The organism is Geodermatophilus obscurus DSM 43160 (assembly GCF_000025345.1).
GTDB classification, from domain to species: Bacteria; Actinomycetota; Actinomycetes; order Mycobacteriales; family Geodermatophilaceae; genus Geodermatophilus; species Geodermatophilus obscurus.
Map to the genome: position 1 here is coordinate 105,580 of NC_013757.1, position 14,843 is coordinate 120,422.

Consider the following 14,843-nt stretch of genomic DNA (forward strand, 5'->3'; position numbering starts at 1 on the left):
GCACGCTGCGGTCCCTGCAGACCCGGCCGCGTACGGTCGCCGCCGTGCCGGTCGCCGACCTCCTGTCCCACCACCCCGATCCCTGGCGGGGAGCGACCCGCCACCCGTTCCTGGACGCGGTGCGCGACGGGACGATCCCCGTCGCGGCCTTCGACACCTGGCTGGTGCAGGACGCCCGGTTCGTCGCCGACCTGCTGCGCTTCCAGGCCCGGCTGCTGGCCCGCGCGCCCCGGCCGGCGCAGGCGGTCCTCGCCGGCGGGCTGGTCGCGCTGGTCGACGAGCTGGCGTGGTTCGAGGAGCAGGCCGCCGTCCGCGGGCTGGACCTCGCCGTCCCGGCGCTGCCGGCCACCGCCGCCTACGCGCAGCTGCTGGAGCGGCTCGACGCCGCCGACGTCGGGACGGCGCTGACCGCGCTGTGGGTCGTCGAGCGCACCTACCTCGACGCCTGGTCGGGGGCCTCCCCCGGGGCGCCGGAGTACCGCCCGTTCGTCGAGCACTGGACGCTGCCCGGGTTCGCGGACTACGTGGCCGGCCTGGAGACGGCGGCGGACGGCGTCCCCGCGCCGGACGCCGACGCGGTGTTCACCGAGGTGGTCGCCGCCGAGACGGCCTTCTGGGCGATGGCGGTGGAGGCCCGATGAGCCTCGCCGCCGAGCTCTGGACGGCGAACGCCGACCTGGCCGCCGAGGCGCTGGCGCACCCGTTCGTCACCGGCGTCGGCGACGGCACGCTGCCGCAGGCGGTCTTCTCCGGCTACGTCGCCCAGGATGCGTTCTTCCTCGAGTCCTTCGCCCGCGCCTACGCCGTCGGCATCGCGCACAGCCCCGACCGGGCGACCCTGGACACGTTCGCCGACCTGCTCGCCGGCGTTCGCGAGGAGCTCGCGCTGCACGCCGGCTACGCCGCCCGGTGGGGGATCGACCTCGTGCGGGTCGAGCCGCTCCCGGCGACCCTGGCCTACACCGACTTCCTCCTGTCGACGGCCTTCCTGGGTGGCATCACGCTGACCGCTGCGGCGATGACCCCCTGCGTGCGGCTCTACGCGCACCTGGGCCGGTCGCTGTCCGCCGAGACGGCCGGGGACTACGCCGAGTGGGTCACCACCTACGCCGACCCGGGCTTCGAGGAGCTGGCCGTCACGCTGGAGCGGCTGCTCGACCAGCACGCCTCCGACGTCCCCGCGGTGCGGACGGCGTACCGGCGGGCGATGCAGCTGGAGGTCGGCTTCTTCGAGGCGGCCTGGCGCGGAGCCTGAGGGAGGACCCCCCTGCCCCCCGCCACTCGCAGGCTCGCGACGGGCTCCTGCAGAGAAACCGTTCCAGGACGTCACCAGGCTCGTGACGGGACCCCGACGCGGGGGCCGTTGCAGCACGTCACCAGGCTCGCGGGCGGCCCTGCAGGGAGGCCGCCCGCCCCACCGGGACCGGGTGACCTGCGCGTCGACTGGCAGCCGCCCCCGCGACCGCCGCGGCCCTCACCTGAGCCGATGCGGCGGCCCCGCGGTGCGCGGAGTACTCCGCAGTCGGCACGGAGCGCTGGTTGACTGCCCGCATGGTCGCGCCGATCCCTGAACCCGACCCGAGCATCGATCCGACCGAGCCGGTGCCGGACGACCCGGGCGAGCTGCTCCCCGACGCGCCCGAGCCCCTCCCGCCCCCGCCGATCGAGGCGACCCCGGACGACCCCGGCGGGGACCCGGGCGGCGTGCCGGAACCCGCTTGAAGACCTGACGTGCCGAGATCGACGGACTCGTGGTCATCGAGCTGCGATCACCACGAGTTCGTCGGTCCCGCCGAGGCGGGCGACGGGGTCCGTCACCCGAGGACGAAGCCCACCAGCAGGTGGCCGTTCAGGCCGATGATGAGCGCCGCGACCACCGCGCCGGCGACCGTGGTGACCCGGCGGTTCACCCAGCCGCCCATGAGGTCGCGCCGGCTGGTCAGCCACAGCAGCGGCACCAGTGCGAACGGGATGCCGAAGCTCAGCACCACCTGCGACCAGACCAGCGCGGTCGTCGGGTCGCCGCCCAGCACGAGCACCAGCAGCGCCGGGGCCAGGGTGATCAGCCGGCGGACCAGCACCGGGACGTGCCGGCGCAGGAACCCGGCCATGACCACCTGGCCGGCGTGCGTGCCGACCGACGACGAGGCGAACCCCGAGGCCAGCAGCGCGAGCGCGAAGGCCAGCGAGGCCCCGGCGCCGAGCTGGTCGCCGAGCCCGGCGTGCACGCCCTCCAGCGAGCCGGCGTCGCCCCCGCCGGTGAACAGCTGCGCGGCGATGATCAGCATCGATGCGTTGACCAGCCCGGCCAGCCCCATGGCCAGCAGGACGTCGAGCCGCTGCGCCCGCAGCAGCCGGCGCCGTCCCTCGTGCGTGCGCCCGGCGGTGACCACGTCGCCGTAGCGCCCCGGGGTGAGCGCGGAGTGCACGTAGATGACGTGCGGCATCACCGTCGCGCCGAGGATGCCGGCGGCCAGCACCAGGCTGTCCGGGCCGGCGAAGGAGGGCACCAGGCCGCCGGCGAGCCCGCCCATGTCGACGCCCGAGCCGACGAGCGTGTAGCCGAAGCCCAGGCCGATGACCAGCAGCAGGCCGGTGATGACCCGCTCGAAGGGCCGGTGCCCGCGGGACTGCGCGGCCAGCAGCACGAAGGCGACGACGGCGGTGATCAGCCCGCCGACGGGCAGCGGGACGCCGAACAGCAGGTTGAGCGCGACCGCGCCGCCGACGATCTCGGCCAGGTCGGTGGCGATCGCGACCGCCTCGGCCTGCAGCCACAGCCCCCGGGTGACCGGCTTCGCCAGCTGCTCGCGGCAGTTGGTGGCCAGGTCGCGACCGGTGGCCAGGCCCAGCTTGGCGGTCAGCGACTGGATCAGCATCGCCATCAGGTTGGCCGCGACGATCACCCACAGCAGCGTGTAGCCGAAGGCGGCGCCGCCGGAGAAGTTGGTGGCGAAGTTGCCCGGGTCCACGTAGGCGACCGCGGCCACGAACGCCGGCCCGAGCAGCGGCCAGATGCGACGCCGGCCGGTGGCGGGGGGAGGCGGGGTCCTCGGCGTGCCGACCAGCGTGGTGGGCAGGACGGCGGCCTCGGTCTTCGACAGGTACACGGCGGCCTCGCAGCGGGGAGCGGGTGGGCGGTCGCTCCTGTCCTGCCCGCCGGGGGTGTCACACCGGGGCCAGCCCGTGGCCCCCGGGGGCCGAGGTGAGGCTGGCCTGAGCGGCCCGGCGCCCGTCCGTGGCCGGGAGGGCCGGGATCGGCTCAGCCGCCGACCTGCCGGGTGGCGCGCTCCACGAGCTCCTCGATCCGGCGGGCGTGGGCGCCGTGCCAGTAGACCCGACCGCACACCGGGCAGCGGGAGAAGTCATCGAAGGTCCGCCGGGTGCCCGGTGGCAGCCGGTCGGCGACCTCCGCTTTGGGCACCGGCTCGAGGGGGGCACCGCAGGCGGTGCACCGGGTCAGCGGGGCCAGGGAGGGCGCGAACCGGTCGAGGACGTCGGCCAGCTGGTCGTCCGGCCGGCTCCCGCGCACCAGCGCCCCGGGCACGCTCCGCCGCATCAACAGGCCGCGGTCCTGGGTGAGCAGCACGCGGTCCTCGGCGGCGGCCCGGGCAGCGAGATTGGCGTCGTCGGCGTCGTTGGACCACGCGGCGTCGAGGCCCAGCAGCCGCAGCCGGCGGGCCAGCGTGCCCAGCCCGACGTCGAGCAGGAAGCCGCCGGCCGCCGCCGGCTGCGGGCGGGGGACCGGGTCGACCTCCAGCACGGCGCCGGAACGGGTGCGTGCCGACAGCGGTACGGGTTCGCCGTCCACCCGCACCCTGCCCACCTCCGTCAGGGGCACGCCGGCGGCCTGCACGAGGTGGGCGACCGTGGCGTCCGGGTCGTGGCCGAGCGGGCGCTCGCCGGCCGCCCGGAACCGCGGGGCCAGCAGCCACCGCAGGTCCGGGTCGAGCCGGACGAGCACCGTCACCGCGCGACGCCCCCCGCCGTCAGCGGCCCACGACCCGCAGGGTCCCCGTCGACGGGTCGGCGGCATCCGGACCCAGCATCCCGGCCGGTACCCCGGTGGTCGCGTGCGCGGGCCATGGTCGCCCGCTACCCGATCGATGATGACAGATACTTGAAGTCTCAAGCAGATGCGCGCACACTGGACCCCGTCGTCCTCGTCCCCCAGGGAGCCCGCCGTGCCCGTCCAGCGCCTCAACCACGCCGTCCTCTACGTCCGCGACGTGGAGCGCAGCCTCGCCTTCTACCGCGACGTCCTCGGCTTCCGGGTGAAGACCGAGATCCCCGGCGCCGCGGTGTTCCTGCAGGCCGAGGGGTCGACCAACGACCACGACCTGGGCCTGTTCCGGGTGGGCGCCGCGGCCGGCGCCTCCGAGGCCGGCCGGCGCACCGTCGGCCTCTACCACCTGGCCTGGGAGGTCGACACGCTCGCCGAGCTGGCCCGCGTCCGCGACGCGCTGCTGCGGGCCGGCGCGCTGGTCGGCGCCTCGGACCACGTGACCACCAAGGCCCTCTACGCGCAGGACCCCGACGGGCTGGAGTTCGAGGTCTCCTGGCTGGTCCCGGCCGCGCTGATCACCCCGGAGCTCACCGAGGGCGCCCCGATGACCGCCCCCCTGGACCTCGACCGCGAGATCGCCCGGTACGGGGCGGACACCCGCGGTGGCGTGGGGGTCTCCGTCCCCGCCTGAGTAAGGACCCCGTCCTCCCCACCCCTCGCAGGCTCGGGGCGGGCCCCTGGACGGGGCCGCCACTGCCCCGGCACTCCCGAGCTCGCGGCGGGACCCTGCAGGGGGCCGGTTCCATGCGGGACCATGGCTCCCCGTGGAACCGGTCGAGCTGGCCGCCGGCGAGCTGCGCCTGCGGCCCTGGCGGGAGGACGACGCCGACGAGGTCCTGGTCGTCCAGCAGGACCCGGAGATCCGGCTGTGGGCCGGAGGTGTGAGCTCCCGGGACGAGGCCGTCGCCCTGCTGCGGCGCCTCAGGGGGCAGGAGGGCCGCGTCTCGTGGGCCGTCACCGACACGTCGAGCGGCGCCCTGCTCGGCTCGGTGTCCGTGCACTCGATCAGGCCGGCACAGGGGAACGCGCAGATCGGCTACTGGACCGTCCCGGCAGCCCGTGGCCGCGCGGTCGCTGCCCGGGCCGTGGACGCCGCCTGCCGGTGGGCCTTCGCGACCGTTCCGCTCGAGCGGGTCGAGCTGTGCCACGCCGTCGAGAACGCCGCCTCCGGCCGGGTTGCGGGGAAGGCCGGCTTCACCCTCGAGGGGCGGCTGCGCCGCTCGTACCGCTACGGCGACGGGGTCCGGCACGACGAGCTGCTCTGGGCCCGGCTGGCCGACGACCCGGCGCCCGACCTCGGCAGCCGCCGCTGACCGCGGTGAGCGGGTCGACCGCCGGGGCGCGGACGCCGTCCGCCGTTGCCACCGGCAGGTCCTCCCGCGCCCGGTGCTCGAAGCCGCCGAGCATCCCTCCGGTGCCCCTGAGCCCCCAGCGCGGCGGCGACAGGGGGTACGGGGGCGCATCGTTGCGCGCCGGTGGACGTGTCCGGAAGCCGGAAGGGTCCTCCTGCGCGCAACCGCGTGACTCCACTCAGAGCGGAACGGCGAGCTCGCGGCTGTCCAGGGCCGCGCGCAGGTCGGGCCGCCACGGTGCGAGCCCGGTCCCGGCGAGGACGACGTCCCGCACGAACGCGTGCCACACCGGCGCGCGGCGCACCATGCTGTGCCCGCCGGCGATCGTGAACCGGGCGATGTGCGTGCCGGCCCGCTGCGCGCGGACGGCGAAGTCGGCGGACAGCGCGGCCGGCACCCAGCGGTCGCCACGGCCGTGCAGGACGGCGACGGTCTGCCCGCGCAGGTGCTCCACCGGCTCGCCCGGCGGCGTCCACGGCGCCAGCGCGCAGACAGCGCGGACCGAGCGGTCGTCACCGGCGCGCAGCACCGCGCGGCCACCCATGGAGTGGCCGACCAGCACCACCGGGACGTCGTCCCCGTGGCGTTCCCGCACCTGGTCGAGCGCCCACCGGACGTCGGCGTGCGCGTCGGCCGCCACCCCGTTCCAGCCGGCCACCCGGTAGCGCAGCAGGTAGGTGCCCACTCCGCGCTCAGCGGCGGAGGAGCGCACGAACTGCTCGATGGCGCGCATCCGGGCCAGCGACAGCGCCCGCTCCTTGGGCGGCTGCACGCTGGCCACGGTGCCGCCGTGGCAGAAGACGGCGAGCGCCCGGGTCGGCCCCGCGGCCGGCTGGTGCTCCAGGCCCGGGCGCCCGCCGCCGGTGGTCACCGGCGGCGACGCCCGCCGCGGAGCGTCGCGCGGGCGCGGTCGCCCAGGTCGCCGGCCTTGTACAGCGCGCGGGTCACCTGGGTGGACCCGGTGCGCCGCTCGAGGACCTGTGCGGCCCGGCGCAGCAGGCCGGTGGCGAGGGGGACGACGACGGTGAGGAGCAGCCAGGTGCGCAACCGGCTGGTCAGGAAGAGCCACATGATCGGCAGTCTGCCCTGCCGGGGTCGGCGGGGACCTCAGTCGGGGTCGGGCGCCAGGCGGACGACCATCTTGCCGACGTTGCCCCCGCGCAGCAGGTCCAGGAAGGCCGGCACCGCCTGCTCGATGCCCTCGCGGACGGTCTCTCGGACGACGAGGTCGCCCGAGCGCAGCCAGCCGGTGGCGGTCCCGGTGAACTCCGGGCGCAGGTCGGCGTGGTCGCTGACGAGGAAGCCGCGCAGGGTGAGCCGCTTGCCGACCATCAGGCTCATGTTGCGGGGCCCGGGCGGCGGCTCGACGGCGTTGTAACCGGAGATCGACCCGCACAGTGCAGCCCGCCCGTGCACCCGGAACGCGCCGATGGCGGCCTCCAGGTGGTCGCCGCCGACGTTGTCGAAGAGCAGGTCGATGCCGTCGGGTGCCGCCTCGGCCAGCCCCTGCGCCACCCCGTCGTGGTGGTCGAAGGCGGCGGTGAAGCCCAGCTCCCGCAGCCAGGCGACCTTCTCCGCCGACCCGGCGCTGCCGATGACGCTGCCCGCGCCGCGCAGCCGCGAACTGGCCGACCAGGCTGCCCACCGCGCCGGCGGCCCCGGAGACGAACACGTCGTCCCCCTCGCGGAAGGCGCCGATCCGGAACAGCCCGGCGTACGCGGTCAGGCCCGGCATGCCGAGCACGCCGAGGTACCAGGACGGCGCGACGTCCTCCGCGGCCGGCAGCCGGGTCACCGCGGCGGCGTCCAGGACGGCGACCTCGCGCCAGGCGGCGTCGGTGAGGACGAGCGACCCCTCCGGCAGCTCCGGCGCGCGCGAGGCGACCACCCGGCCGACGGCGCCGCCCCTCATGACCTCGCCGACCTCCCACGGCGGCGCGTAGGACGGCCCCGAGCGCATCCGGCCGCGCATGTACGGGTCGACCGACATCACGACCATGCGGACGACGACCTGGCCCTCGGCCGGCTCGGGGACCGGCACCTCCACCAGCCGGAAGTCCTCGGGGGTCGGCTCACCGTGCGGCCGGGCCGCCAGGTGCCACTCGCGCGTCGTCGCAGCCACGCACCCGATCCTGCCTCCGCCACGACCGGGCCGCTCCCTCGCTGCCGGCGGCCGCCGGTCGTCGTTGCGGGCCGGGCCTACGCTCGGAGCATGTTCTTCTCCCGGTTCAAGACCCAGCCGGTGGCTCCTGCGGACGCGCTGCCGGGCCGCTCCACGCCGCTGCCCTCCGTCCCGGAGCTGCACGCGGTCAACGGCAACCGCATCCGGCCGCCGTTCCCGGAGGGCATGCAGACCGCCGTCTTCGGGGCCGGGTGCTTCTGGGGCGTGGAGAAGGTCTTCTGGGAGCAGCCGGGCGTCTACTCGACCGCGGCCGGTTACGCCGGGGGCTACACGCCCAACCCGACCTACGAGGAGGTCTGCTCGGCGCAGACCGGCCACACCGAGGTCGTGCTCGTCGTCTTCGACCCGGCGGTGACCTCCTACGAGCAGCTGCTCAAGGTCTTCTGGGAGGACCACGACCCGACGCAGGGCATGCGCCAGGGCAACGACGTGGGCACCCAGTACCGCTCGGCGATCTACGTCCAGGGCCCCGAGCAGGAGGCCGCCGCCCGCGCCAGCCGCGAGGCGTTCCAGCAGCGGCTGACCGCGGCCGGCTACGGGGAGATCACCACCGAGATCGCGCCGCTCGGCGACTTCTACTACGCCGAGGACTACCACCAGCAGTACCTGTACAAGGTGCCCAACGGCTACTGCCCGATCAACTCGACGGGCGTTGCCTGCCCGGTGGGCCTCTCCGGCGTCTAGTAACAGGGCCACCCTTCCCCCCACGCCTCACGAGCTCGGCGCGGGCCCCTGAAGGGTGGCCGTTCCAGTACCTCACCGGGGAGGGGAGTGCCGTGGCCGACCTCGGGCTCCTCGAGCAGCTGCGGCGCGAGCCGGACGTCGAGGCGCCGGACCTGGTCGCCGTCGACGCCACCGACCGGCTGCTGCTCGACGAGGCGGCCGGGCTGCTCGCCGCGACCGGGCCCGGTGAGGTCGCCGTCGTCGACGACTCCTACGGCGCGCTGACCCTGGGCGCGGCCGCCACCGGCGCCCGCGACGTGCGGGTGCACCAGGACCTGCTGGTCGGCGAGCTGGCCCTGGCCCGCAACGCCGAGCGCACCGGGCTGACCGGCACCCACCGCTCGCTGCCGCTGGGCCCCGGGCTGGCGGACGGCGTCCGGCTCGTGCTGGCCAAGGCGCCGAAGTCGCTGGACGCGCTGCGCGAGCTCACCGAGGTGGTCGCCGCGTCGGCCGCGCCCGACGTCACGCTGCTGGTCGGCGGGCGGGTCAAGCACATGACCCACGCGATGAACGACGTCCTGGGCGCCGGGTTCACCGAGGTGCACGCGACGCTGGCCCGGCAGAAGTCGCGGGTGCTGGTCGCGCGTGGGCCCCGGCCGGGCGTGGCGTCGACCTTCCCGCGCCGGCAGGAGCACCCCGACCTGGGGCTCGTGGTCTGCGCGCACGGCGCCGCGTTCGCCGGCACGAGGGTGGACGCCGGCACCCGCGCCCTGCTGGCCGCGCTGCGCCGGATGACCCCGGACGCCCGGACGGCGTTGGACCTCGGCTGCGGCACCGGCGTGCTGGCCACCTCGCTCGCCCTCGCCCGGCCGGGGCTGACCGTGCTGGCCGGCGACCAGTCCGCGGCGGCGGTGGCCTCGGCGGCGGAGACCGCGGCGGCCAACGGGGTGGCCGACCGGGTGCGCGTGGTGCGGGACGACGCGGCGTCGAGCGTGCCGGACACGAGCGTGGACCTGGTCGTCTGCAACCCGCCCTTCCACCTGGGCGCGGCCGTGGTGACGGGTGCGGCCGACCGGCTGTTCGCCGCGGCGGGGCGGGTGCTGCGGCCCGGCGGCGAGCTGTGGTGCGTCTACAACAACAGGCTGCCGCACCGCGCCGCGCTGCGCCGGCTGATCGGTCCAACACAGGTCGCCTCGTCCGACCGGCGCTTCACGGTCACGGTCTCGACCCGCCGCTGAGCCCGCACCGAGGCCCGACGGCCCTGGTCCGTCCGACCCGTCAAGGCCACGGTCGGAGGGCATGACGACGACCGAGACGCCACCCGTCGACGCCACCACCGCCCTGGCCGAGCGCCTGTTCGACGGGGTGATCGCCACCCTGGAACTGGCCGCGGTCCACCTGGGCAGCGAGCTGGGCTGGTACCGCGCCCTCGCCGAGGCCCCCGCCACCGCGCCAGAGCTGGCCGAGCGCACCGGGACGGCCCCGCGGTACGCCCGCGAGTGGCTGGAGCAGCAGGCCGTCGCCGGCTTCCTCACGGTGGACGACGAGACCGCCGACCCCGACGAGCGGCGCTACACGCTCCCGGAGGCGCACCGTCCGGTCCTCGTCGACCGCGACGACCTGGCCTACATGCCGCCGTTCGCCCACGTCGCGATGGCGTTCGTCCGCAACGTCCCCCGGCTGCTCGAGGCCTACCGCACCGGCGGCGGCCTGTCCTGGGCCGAGATGGGCGATGCACGCGACGCGCAGGCCGCCGCGAACCGCGCCTACTTCCTCGGCCCCATGGCCTCGCAGGACCTCGCCTCCGTGCCCGAGATCGACGCGGCGCTGCGGGCCGGCGGCCGGGTCGCCGACGTCGGCTGCGGCATGGGCTGGTCGGCCATCGGCATCGCCCGCGCCTACCCGCGGGCCCGGGTCGACGGGTACGACATCGACGAGCCCTCGGTCGAGCAGGCCCGGCGCAACGCCGAGGAGGCCGGCGTCGCCGACCGGGTCCGGTTCACCACGGTGGACGCCGCGGCCGCGGGGGAGCAGGGCAGCTACGACCTGGTCGCCGCCTTCGAGTGCGTGCACGACCTGGCCGACCCGGTGTCGGTGCTCGCCGCGATGCGCCGGATGGCCCGCCCGGGCGGCACCGTGCTGGTCGTCGACGAGAGGGTGGCCGAGCGGTTCACCGTGCCCGGCGACGCGATCGAGCGCGTCATGTACGGCTACAGCGTCACCTGCTGTCTGCCCGACGGGCTGTCCACCCGGCCCTCGGCGGGCACCGGCACGGTGATGCGCCCCGCCACGCTGGAGCGCTACGCCCGCGAGGCCGGCTTCGCCGGGGTCGACGTCCTGCCTGTGGACAACGACTTCTTCCGCTTCTACCGGCTGCGCGCCGAGGCGTGAGCGCGGATCCGTTCCGGAACCAGAAAGGATCCTCGGTCGGAGCCGTTGCGCTGTAGCGGCTCCAGCGCCCTGCCGAACACGGGGCAACGGCGCGCACCTGGCGCGCCGATCCCTCCCCGCAGGAGTGCCGGCATGGCGCGCAACCTCTGGTCCGACCGTCCCCTCGGCGTGAAGCTCGGAACGCTGGTCGCCGTCGGCGCCGTCGTCCTCGCCGTCTTCGCCCTGATCGCCATCCGGGCGCTGCAGAGCACCGAGACCACCGCGGGTGAGCTGCTCGCCAGCGCCGAGGTGACCGGGGACGTGCTGACGGCCGACATGATGCACGACGCCGTCCGCGGCGACGTGCTCCAGGCACTGGTCAGCGGCGGGCAGGGCGACCTCTACCGAGGTGCGGTCGCCGACCTCGCCGAGCACGACCAGGTCCTGCGCGACCTCCTCACCGAGATCACCGCGGACGACCTGAGTCCGGAGATCGTCACGGCGGTCGAGGAGGTGACCCCCACCGTCGACGCATACCTCCTCGCCGCCCAGCAGATCGTCACCACGGCCGGGCGCGACCCGGTGGCCGCGCAGGCGGCCTATCCCGCCTTCGGTCAGGCCTTCTCGGCGCTGGAGGACGAGCTCCCGGTGCTCGGGGACGCCGTGGCGGCGTTCGCGGACGACGCGGTCGCGCACGCGGACGCTCAGCGCGGCACCGCCATCACCCTCGCCCTGGCGGTCGCGGGCGCGGGGGTGGTCGTGCTGGCTCTGCTCGGCTGGGTGGTCACCCGCTCGGTCGTGCGGCCGCTGCAGCGCGTCGGCGCGGTGCTGGCCGCCATGGCCGACGGCGACCTGCGCGGCGTCACCGGCGTGACCAGCCGGGACGAGGTGGGCCGGATGGCCGCCGCGCTGGAGGCCTCGATGGGCAACGTGCGGGCCGTCCTCACCACGATCGGGGAGACCACCGGGACGCTCGCCTCGGCCACCGAGGAGCTGTCCGCGACCGCCCAGGACATGACCCGGCTGGCCGACGAGTCCTCGGTGCAGAGCGGGATCGTCGCCGACGCCGCCGGTCAGGTGTCGTCCAACGTGCAGACGGTGGCGGCCGGGTCGGAGGAGATGGGCGTCTCCATCCGCGAGATCGCCCAGAACGCCAGCGAGGTCGCCCGGGTCGCCGCCCAGGCGGTCGACGTCGCCGGGACCACCAACGCCACCGTCGCCAAGCTGGGCGAGTCCTCGCTGGAGATCGCCAGCGTGGTGAAGACCATCACCGCGATCGCCGAGCAGACCAACCTGCTCGCGCTCAACGCCACCATCGAGGCCGCCCGCGCCGGTGAGGCCGGCAAGGGCTTCGCCGTCGTCGCCAACGAGGTCAAGGAACTGGCGCAGGAGACCGCCAAGGCCACGCAGGACATCACCGCGCGGGTCGAGGCGATCCAGGGCGACACCGAGGGCGCGGTGCGGGCGATCGGGGAGATCGCGCAGATCATCGCCCACATCAACGACTCGCAGGGCACCATCGCCGCCGCCGTCGAGGAGCAGACCGCGACCACCACGGAGATGAACCGCAACGTGGCCGAGGCCGCGCAGTCGGCCGGTCAGATCGCCGACAACATCACCGCGGTGGCCGGCGCCGCGACCGCCACGACCCGCGCCATGACCGACGCCCGGACGGCGATGGACGAGGTGGCCCGGATGGCCTCGGCGCTCAGCGCGGCGGTGCAGCGCTTCCGCTACTAGGAGGACCCTCCTGCCCCACCCCTCGCCGGCTGGCCTCGCCCGGAGGCTCAGCCCGAGCTTGCGAGGGCTGAGAGGGGCGAGGTCCTTCCACTGCAGGGGGCCGATCCAGCACCTCATCGGGCTGGGCGGTCGCTGCGCCGGACGACGGGTGGCAGGCTGGACCAGGGGAAGTCGATCCACCGGTGGGTCCGCCGCCACACGTAGTCGCACGGCACGACCGACTGCGGCTTCTCGTAGACCACCGCCGTCCGGACCTCGGTCACGTGCCCGGCGCAGAAGTCGCGCACCAGCTCCAGGGTCCTGCCGGTGTCGGCGACGTCGTCGGCGACCAGCACCCGCGCGCCGGTCAGGTCGACGACGTCGAGGGGCGGCGGCAGCACCACCGGGAGGTCGAGCCGCTCGTCGACGCCGGTGCAGAACTCCACGTTCATCACGAACAGGTTCGTGACGTCGAGGGCGTAGTCCAGTCCGGCCTCCCTGCAGGGGCCCGCCACGAGCACTCGAGTGGTGGGGGGCAGGGAGGTCCTTCTACTGCTCGGCGAGCTCGCGCGCCGCGGTGCCGAACGCCTCGTACGCCAGGACCTCGCGCTCGTCGCCCACGCCGGTCGATGGTGCCAGGAGGCCGGGCCTGGGCACCGGGCGGGACGGCGGGCAGGCTGGCCGCATGAGGACCCCGAGCACCCTGCCGCCCGCCGTCCGCAGGGTGCTGCCCTGGCTGCTGCGCTGGTGGGCGGTGCAGGCCGTGCTCGCCGTCGCCGGCCGGCTGGTGGCCCGGCGCAAGGACGAGGGCGACGAGAGCACCGCCGGCATCCGGCGGGTCGTCGCGCTCGGTGGGGTGGAGCTGCGGCCGGTCAACCCCGAGCTGTCGCGGGTGCGGCTGGACCTGCTGATGGCCGGAGCGCGGCTGGACCTCACCGGCATCCCGCACGTGCCGGGCGGGGTGGACCTCACCGTGCGGGCGCTCGTGGGCGGGGTCGGGCTGACGGTGCCGGCCGGCTGGAGGGTGTGGTGGGACTGCCGGGGCGTGGGTGGGGTCGGCTTCGCCCAGGACGACGGGCTGGTGCACACCGATGACGAGCGCGGCGCCGACCTGCGGGTGCACGCGGTCGTGCTCCTGGCCGGCATCGGCATCGAGGGTGCGCCGCAGGACGACAGCTGGGGCCGCTGACCGCTCGGCTCGTCCGTGCGCCGCGCCGTGTGCACGCAGCGCGGGTCAGGAGAACCCAAGTCGCAGGGCCAACGCCTCGGGTGACCCGACGCCGTCGCGGGCGGATGCGGACACGGTGTTCCCGTGGCCGTCGGTCGCCGGCACGTGCGTGTCGTCACCGGCGGTGCGCCGCGGCGGAGTCCCCGCGCAGGCTGCTGCTGACGTCGAGGTCGACCAGGGTGCGCCGCGGGCTGCTGCGGTCGACCGCCACCACGCGGACCTCCGCCGTCCCCTGCTGGTTGCGGCCGAGCCGGATCGCCGTGCGCGGCACTGTTGCACGTGGAACAGCGCGGCAGGCGTCCCCCGCGTTCCGGTCGCGTTGCCGCAGGTCGTGGGGAGGACGGGGTCCTCCGGCTAGCTCCCCCGGTAGGTCGAGTAGGCAAACGGTGCCAGCAGCAGCGGCACGTGGTGGTGCTCGGCGGGCTCGCGGACGTCGAAGGAGAGCACCACCTCGGGGTAGAAGGTGTCCCGCCCCTGCCCGGCGAACCACGGGCCGGTCGCGAAGACCAGCCGGTGGGCGCACGGCGCGGTCGTCCCCTCGGCCAGCCGGCACCGGCCGTCGGCGTCGGTGACCCCCTCGGCCACCATCTCCTCACCGGCGAAGAGCCGGACGGTCATCCCCGCCGCCGGCCGGCCCAGCACGGAGTCCAGCACGTGCGTGGAGACGCTCACGACTGCAATGGCTCCGTTCCGGGCTCGTTCCGCTCCTCGCTCGCTGGCGCTCGCTGCGATGTCCGCTCGTCCGTCACGTTCGCGGACACCAGCTCCCGCACCCGCAGCGCGGTGATCTCGGCCAGCTGACCGGTCACCTCGGCCCGCTCGGTCTCCTCGTCGTTCCCCAGCCTCCGGCACAGCTCGGCCAGCAGCTCCTCCGGTGAGCGGCCCGCCGCGCGGACGAGGAACACCCGGTCGAAGCGCTCCTCGTACTCCCGGTTGCCCTCGGCCAGCGCGGTGCGCGTCGCGTCGTCCGCCGAGCCCACCGCGCTCTGCTCCCGGCGGGAGGCCTCCGCCTCGGGCGAGGAGCCCTCGGGCCGGTCGCCGATCCGCGGGTGGACGGCGATCGCCAGCTCGACCTCATCCCACGGCAGGCCGCGGACGACGTCCTCGACGCGGGCCACGAGCGCGTCGACGTCCGGATAGGGCCGGCCGGCCACCACCTCGGCGGCGAACCGCGGTGCGGCGTTGCACGCCCGCAGGGCCTGGACGGCGCGGTCGGCGGGCTCGGCGTTGAAGTCGTCGAGGGCAGCCATGCGACGAGGATGG

19 protein-coding genes and 1 pseudogene are annotated in these 14,843 nt (G+C 75.5%); 10 read left to right on the plus strand and 10 right to left on the minus strand.

What is annotated here, in order from left to right; all coding sequences use genetic code 11:
- The first annotated feature begins 44 nt into the window (after nucleotides 1–44).
- The 3 genes from GOBS_RS00485 to GOBS_RS26945 all read left to right on the plus strand — a co-directional run bounded on the left by GOBS_RS00485 (nucleotide 45) and on the right by GOBS_RS26945 (nucleotide 1,722).
- Entirely contained in the window at nucleotides 45–641 is a 597-nt protein-coding gene (locus GOBS_RS00485) for a TenA family protein (protein ID WP_012946346.1), read from the plus strand.
- Nucleotides 638–1,255, plus strand: a complete 618-nt coding sequence (locus GOBS_RS00490; RefSeq protein WP_012946347.1) for a TenA family protein — start codon at nucleotides 638–640, stop codon at nucleotides 1,253–1,255. The genes GOBS_RS00485 and GOBS_RS00490 overlap by 4 nt, the downstream gene beginning before the upstream one ends.
- 296 nt (nucleotides 1,256–1,551) lie before the next feature.
- Nucleotides 1,552–1,722 carry a hypothetical protein gene (locus GOBS_RS26945; protein WP_012946348.1) on the plus strand — a complete coding sequence of 57 codons (171 nt, stop codon included), beginning with the start codon at nucleotides 1,552–1,554 and terminating at the stop codon, nucleotides 1,720–1,722.
- Nucleotides 1,723–1,814: 92 nt separating this feature from the next.
- Here the strand turns inward: GOBS_RS26945 and GOBS_RS00495 are convergent, their stop codons facing one another.
- Entirely contained in the window at nucleotides 1,815–3,110 is a 1,296-nt protein-coding gene (locus GOBS_RS00495; protein WP_012946349.1) for an Nramp family divalent metal transporter, read from the minus strand.
- A gap of 152 nt (nucleotides 3,111–3,262) precedes the next feature.
- Nucleotides 3,263–3,970: a Mut7-C RNAse domain-containing protein gene (locus tag GOBS_RS00500; protein ID WP_012946350.1), complete on the minus strand. Its 708-nt coding sequence runs from the start codon at nucleotides 3,968–3,970 to the stop codon at nucleotides 3,263–3,265.
- A 214-nt stretch (nucleotides 3,971–4,184) separates the two neighbouring features.
- Between GOBS_RS00500 and GOBS_RS00505 the strand changes: the two genes are divergently transcribed.
- Nucleotides 4,185–4,697 carry a VOC family protein gene (locus GOBS_RS00505; RefSeq protein ID WP_012946351.1) on the plus strand — a complete coding sequence of 171 codons (513 nt, stop codon included), beginning with the start codon at nucleotides 4,185–4,187 and terminating at the stop codon, nucleotides 4,695–4,697.
- Nucleotides 4,698–4,830: 133 nt separating this feature from the next.
- Nucleotides 4,831–5,379: a GNAT family N-acetyltransferase gene (locus GOBS_RS00510; RefSeq protein WP_012946352.1), complete on the plus strand. Its 549-nt coding sequence runs from the start codon at nucleotides 4,831–4,833 to the stop codon at nucleotides 5,377–5,379.
- A 217-nt stretch (nucleotides 5,380–5,596) separates the two neighbouring features.
- On the opposite strand, the gene GOBS_RS00515 is transcribed toward GOBS_RS00510, so the two are convergent.
- The 4 genes and pseudogenes from GOBS_RS00515 to GOBS_RS29905 form a co-directional block, all read right to left on the minus strand.
- Nucleotides 5,597–6,289: an alpha/beta hydrolase gene (locus tag GOBS_RS00515; protein WP_012946353.1), complete on the minus strand. Its 693-nt coding sequence runs from the start codon at nucleotides 6,287–6,289 to the stop codon at nucleotides 5,597–5,599.
- Nucleotides 6,286–6,489 (minus strand): hypothetical protein, encoded by a 204-nt coding sequence (locus GOBS_RS00520; RefSeq protein WP_012946354.1) that lies wholly within the window; start codon nucleotides 6,487–6,489, stop codon nucleotides 6,286–6,288. The genes GOBS_RS00515 and GOBS_RS00520 overlap by 4 nt, the downstream gene beginning before the upstream one ends.
- Before the next feature lie 36 nt (nucleotides 6,490–6,525).
- Nucleotides 6,526–7,035, minus strand: a complete 510-nt coding sequence (locus GOBS_RS29900) for a zinc-binding dehydrogenase (RefSeq protein ID WP_481808250.1) — start codon at nucleotides 7,033–7,035, stop codon at nucleotides 6,526–6,528.
- A gap of 229 nt (nucleotides 7,036–7,264) precedes the next feature.
- A pseudogene (locus GOBS_RS29905) lies at nucleotides 7,265–7,723 on the minus strand (hypothetical protein); the annotation flags it as partial.
- Between GOBS_RS29905 and msrA the strand changes: the two are divergent.
- The 4 genes from msrA (at nucleotide 7,631) to GOBS_RS00545 (ending at nucleotide 12,373) form a co-directional block, all read left to right on the plus strand.
- Nucleotides 7,631–8,284 carry a peptide-methionine (S)-S-oxide reductase MsrA gene (gene msrA / locus GOBS_RS00530; protein WP_012946355.1) on the plus strand — a complete coding sequence of 218 codons (654 nt, stop codon included), beginning with the start codon at nucleotides 7,631–7,633 and terminating at the stop codon, nucleotides 8,282–8,284. The pseudogene GOBS_RS29905 and the gene msrA overlap by 93 nt on opposite strands.
- Before the next feature lie 92 nt (nucleotides 8,285–8,376).
- Nucleotides 8,377–9,501: a class I SAM-dependent methyltransferase gene (locus GOBS_RS00535; protein ID WP_012946356.1), complete on the plus strand. Its 1,125-nt coding sequence runs from the start codon at nucleotides 8,377–8,379 to the stop codon at nucleotides 9,499–9,501.
- Between the two features lie 61 nt (nucleotides 9,502–9,562).
- The gene (locus GOBS_RS00540; RefSeq protein WP_012946357.1) at nucleotides 9,563–10,654 is read left to right on the plus strand and encodes an SAM-dependent methyltransferase; all 1,092 of its coding nucleotides are present in this window, start codon (nucleotides 9,563–9,565) and stop codon (nucleotides 10,652–10,654) included.
- A gap of 132 nt (nucleotides 10,655–10,786) precedes the next feature.
- A complete protein-coding gene (locus GOBS_RS00545) occupies nucleotides 10,787–12,373 on the plus strand; it encodes a methyl-accepting chemotaxis protein (protein ID WP_012946358.1) in 1,587 nt (528 codons plus the stop codon).
- Nucleotides 12,374–12,486: 113 nt separating this feature from the next.
- On the opposite strand, the gene GOBS_RS00550 is transcribed toward GOBS_RS00545, so the two are convergent.
- Entirely contained in the window at nucleotides 12,487–12,867 is a 381-nt protein-coding gene (locus GOBS_RS00550; RefSeq protein WP_243697605.1) for a phosphoribosyltransferase, read from the minus strand.
- Between the two features lie 170 nt (nucleotides 12,868–13,037).
- On the opposite strand from GOBS_RS00550, the gene GOBS_RS00555 reads away from it, so the two are divergent.
- Entirely contained in the window at nucleotides 13,038–13,541 is a 504-nt protein-coding gene (locus GOBS_RS00555) for a hypothetical protein (protein WP_012946359.1), read from the plus strand.
- A gap of 154 nt (nucleotides 13,542–13,695) precedes the next feature.
- On the opposite strand, the gene GOBS_RS26950 is transcribed toward GOBS_RS00555, so the two are convergent.
- The 3 genes from GOBS_RS26950 to uraD form a co-directional block, all read right to left on the minus strand.
- The gene (locus tag GOBS_RS26950; RefSeq protein WP_166487234.1) at nucleotides 13,696–13,851 is read right to left on the minus strand and encodes a hypothetical protein; all 156 of its coding nucleotides are present in this window, start codon (nucleotides 13,849–13,851) and stop codon (nucleotides 13,696–13,698) included.
- Between the two features lie 83 nt (nucleotides 13,852–13,934).
- A complete protein-coding gene (uraH, locus tag GOBS_RS00560) occupies nucleotides 13,935–14,252 on the minus strand; it encodes a hydroxyisourate hydrolase (protein ID WP_012946360.1) in 318 nt (105 codons plus the stop codon).
- Entirely contained in the window at nucleotides 14,249–14,830 is a 582-nt protein-coding gene (gene uraD / locus GOBS_RS00565; RefSeq protein WP_012946361.1) for a 2-oxo-4-hydroxy-4-carboxy-5-ureidoimidazoline decarboxylase, read from the minus strand. Before uraD ends, uraH begins: the two co-directional genes overlap by 4 nt.
- Between the last annotated feature and the right edge of the window lie 13 nt (nucleotides 14,831–14,843).

Bases quoted from the DNA above. Each gene is read 5' to 3' on its own strand.
- msrA (WP_012946355.1), top strand. From the start codon at position 7,631: ATGTTCTTCTCCCGGTTCAAGACCCAGCCGGTGGCTCCTGCGGACGCG.
- GOBS_RS26945 (WP_012946348.1), top strand. From the start codon at position 1,552: ATGGTCGCGCCGATCCCTGAACCCGACCCGAGCATCGATCCGACCGAG.
- GOBS_RS00555 (WP_012946359.1), top strand. From the start codon at position 13,038: ATGAGGACCCCGAGCACCCTGCCGCCCGCCGTCCGCAGGGTGCTGCCC.
- GOBS_RS00490 (WP_012946347.1), top strand. From the start codon at position 638: ATGAGCCTCGCCGCCGAGCTCTGGACGGCGAACGCCGACCTGGCCGCC.
- GOBS_RS00520 (WP_012946354.1), bottom strand. From the start codon at position 6,489: ATGTGGCTCTTCCTGACCAGCCGGTTGCGCACCTGGCTGCTCCTCACC.
- uraD (WP_012946361.1), bottom strand. From the start codon at position 14,830: ATGGCTGCCCTCGACGACTTCAACGCCGAGCCCGCCGACCGCGCCGTC.
- GOBS_RS00540 (WP_012946357.1), top strand. From the start codon at position 9,563: ATGACGACGACCGAGACGCCACCCGTCGACGCCACCACCGCCCTGGCC.
- GOBS_RS00545 (WP_012946358.1), top strand. From the start codon at position 10,787: ATGGCGCGCAACCTCTGGTCCGACCGTCCCCTCGGCGTGAAGCTCGGA.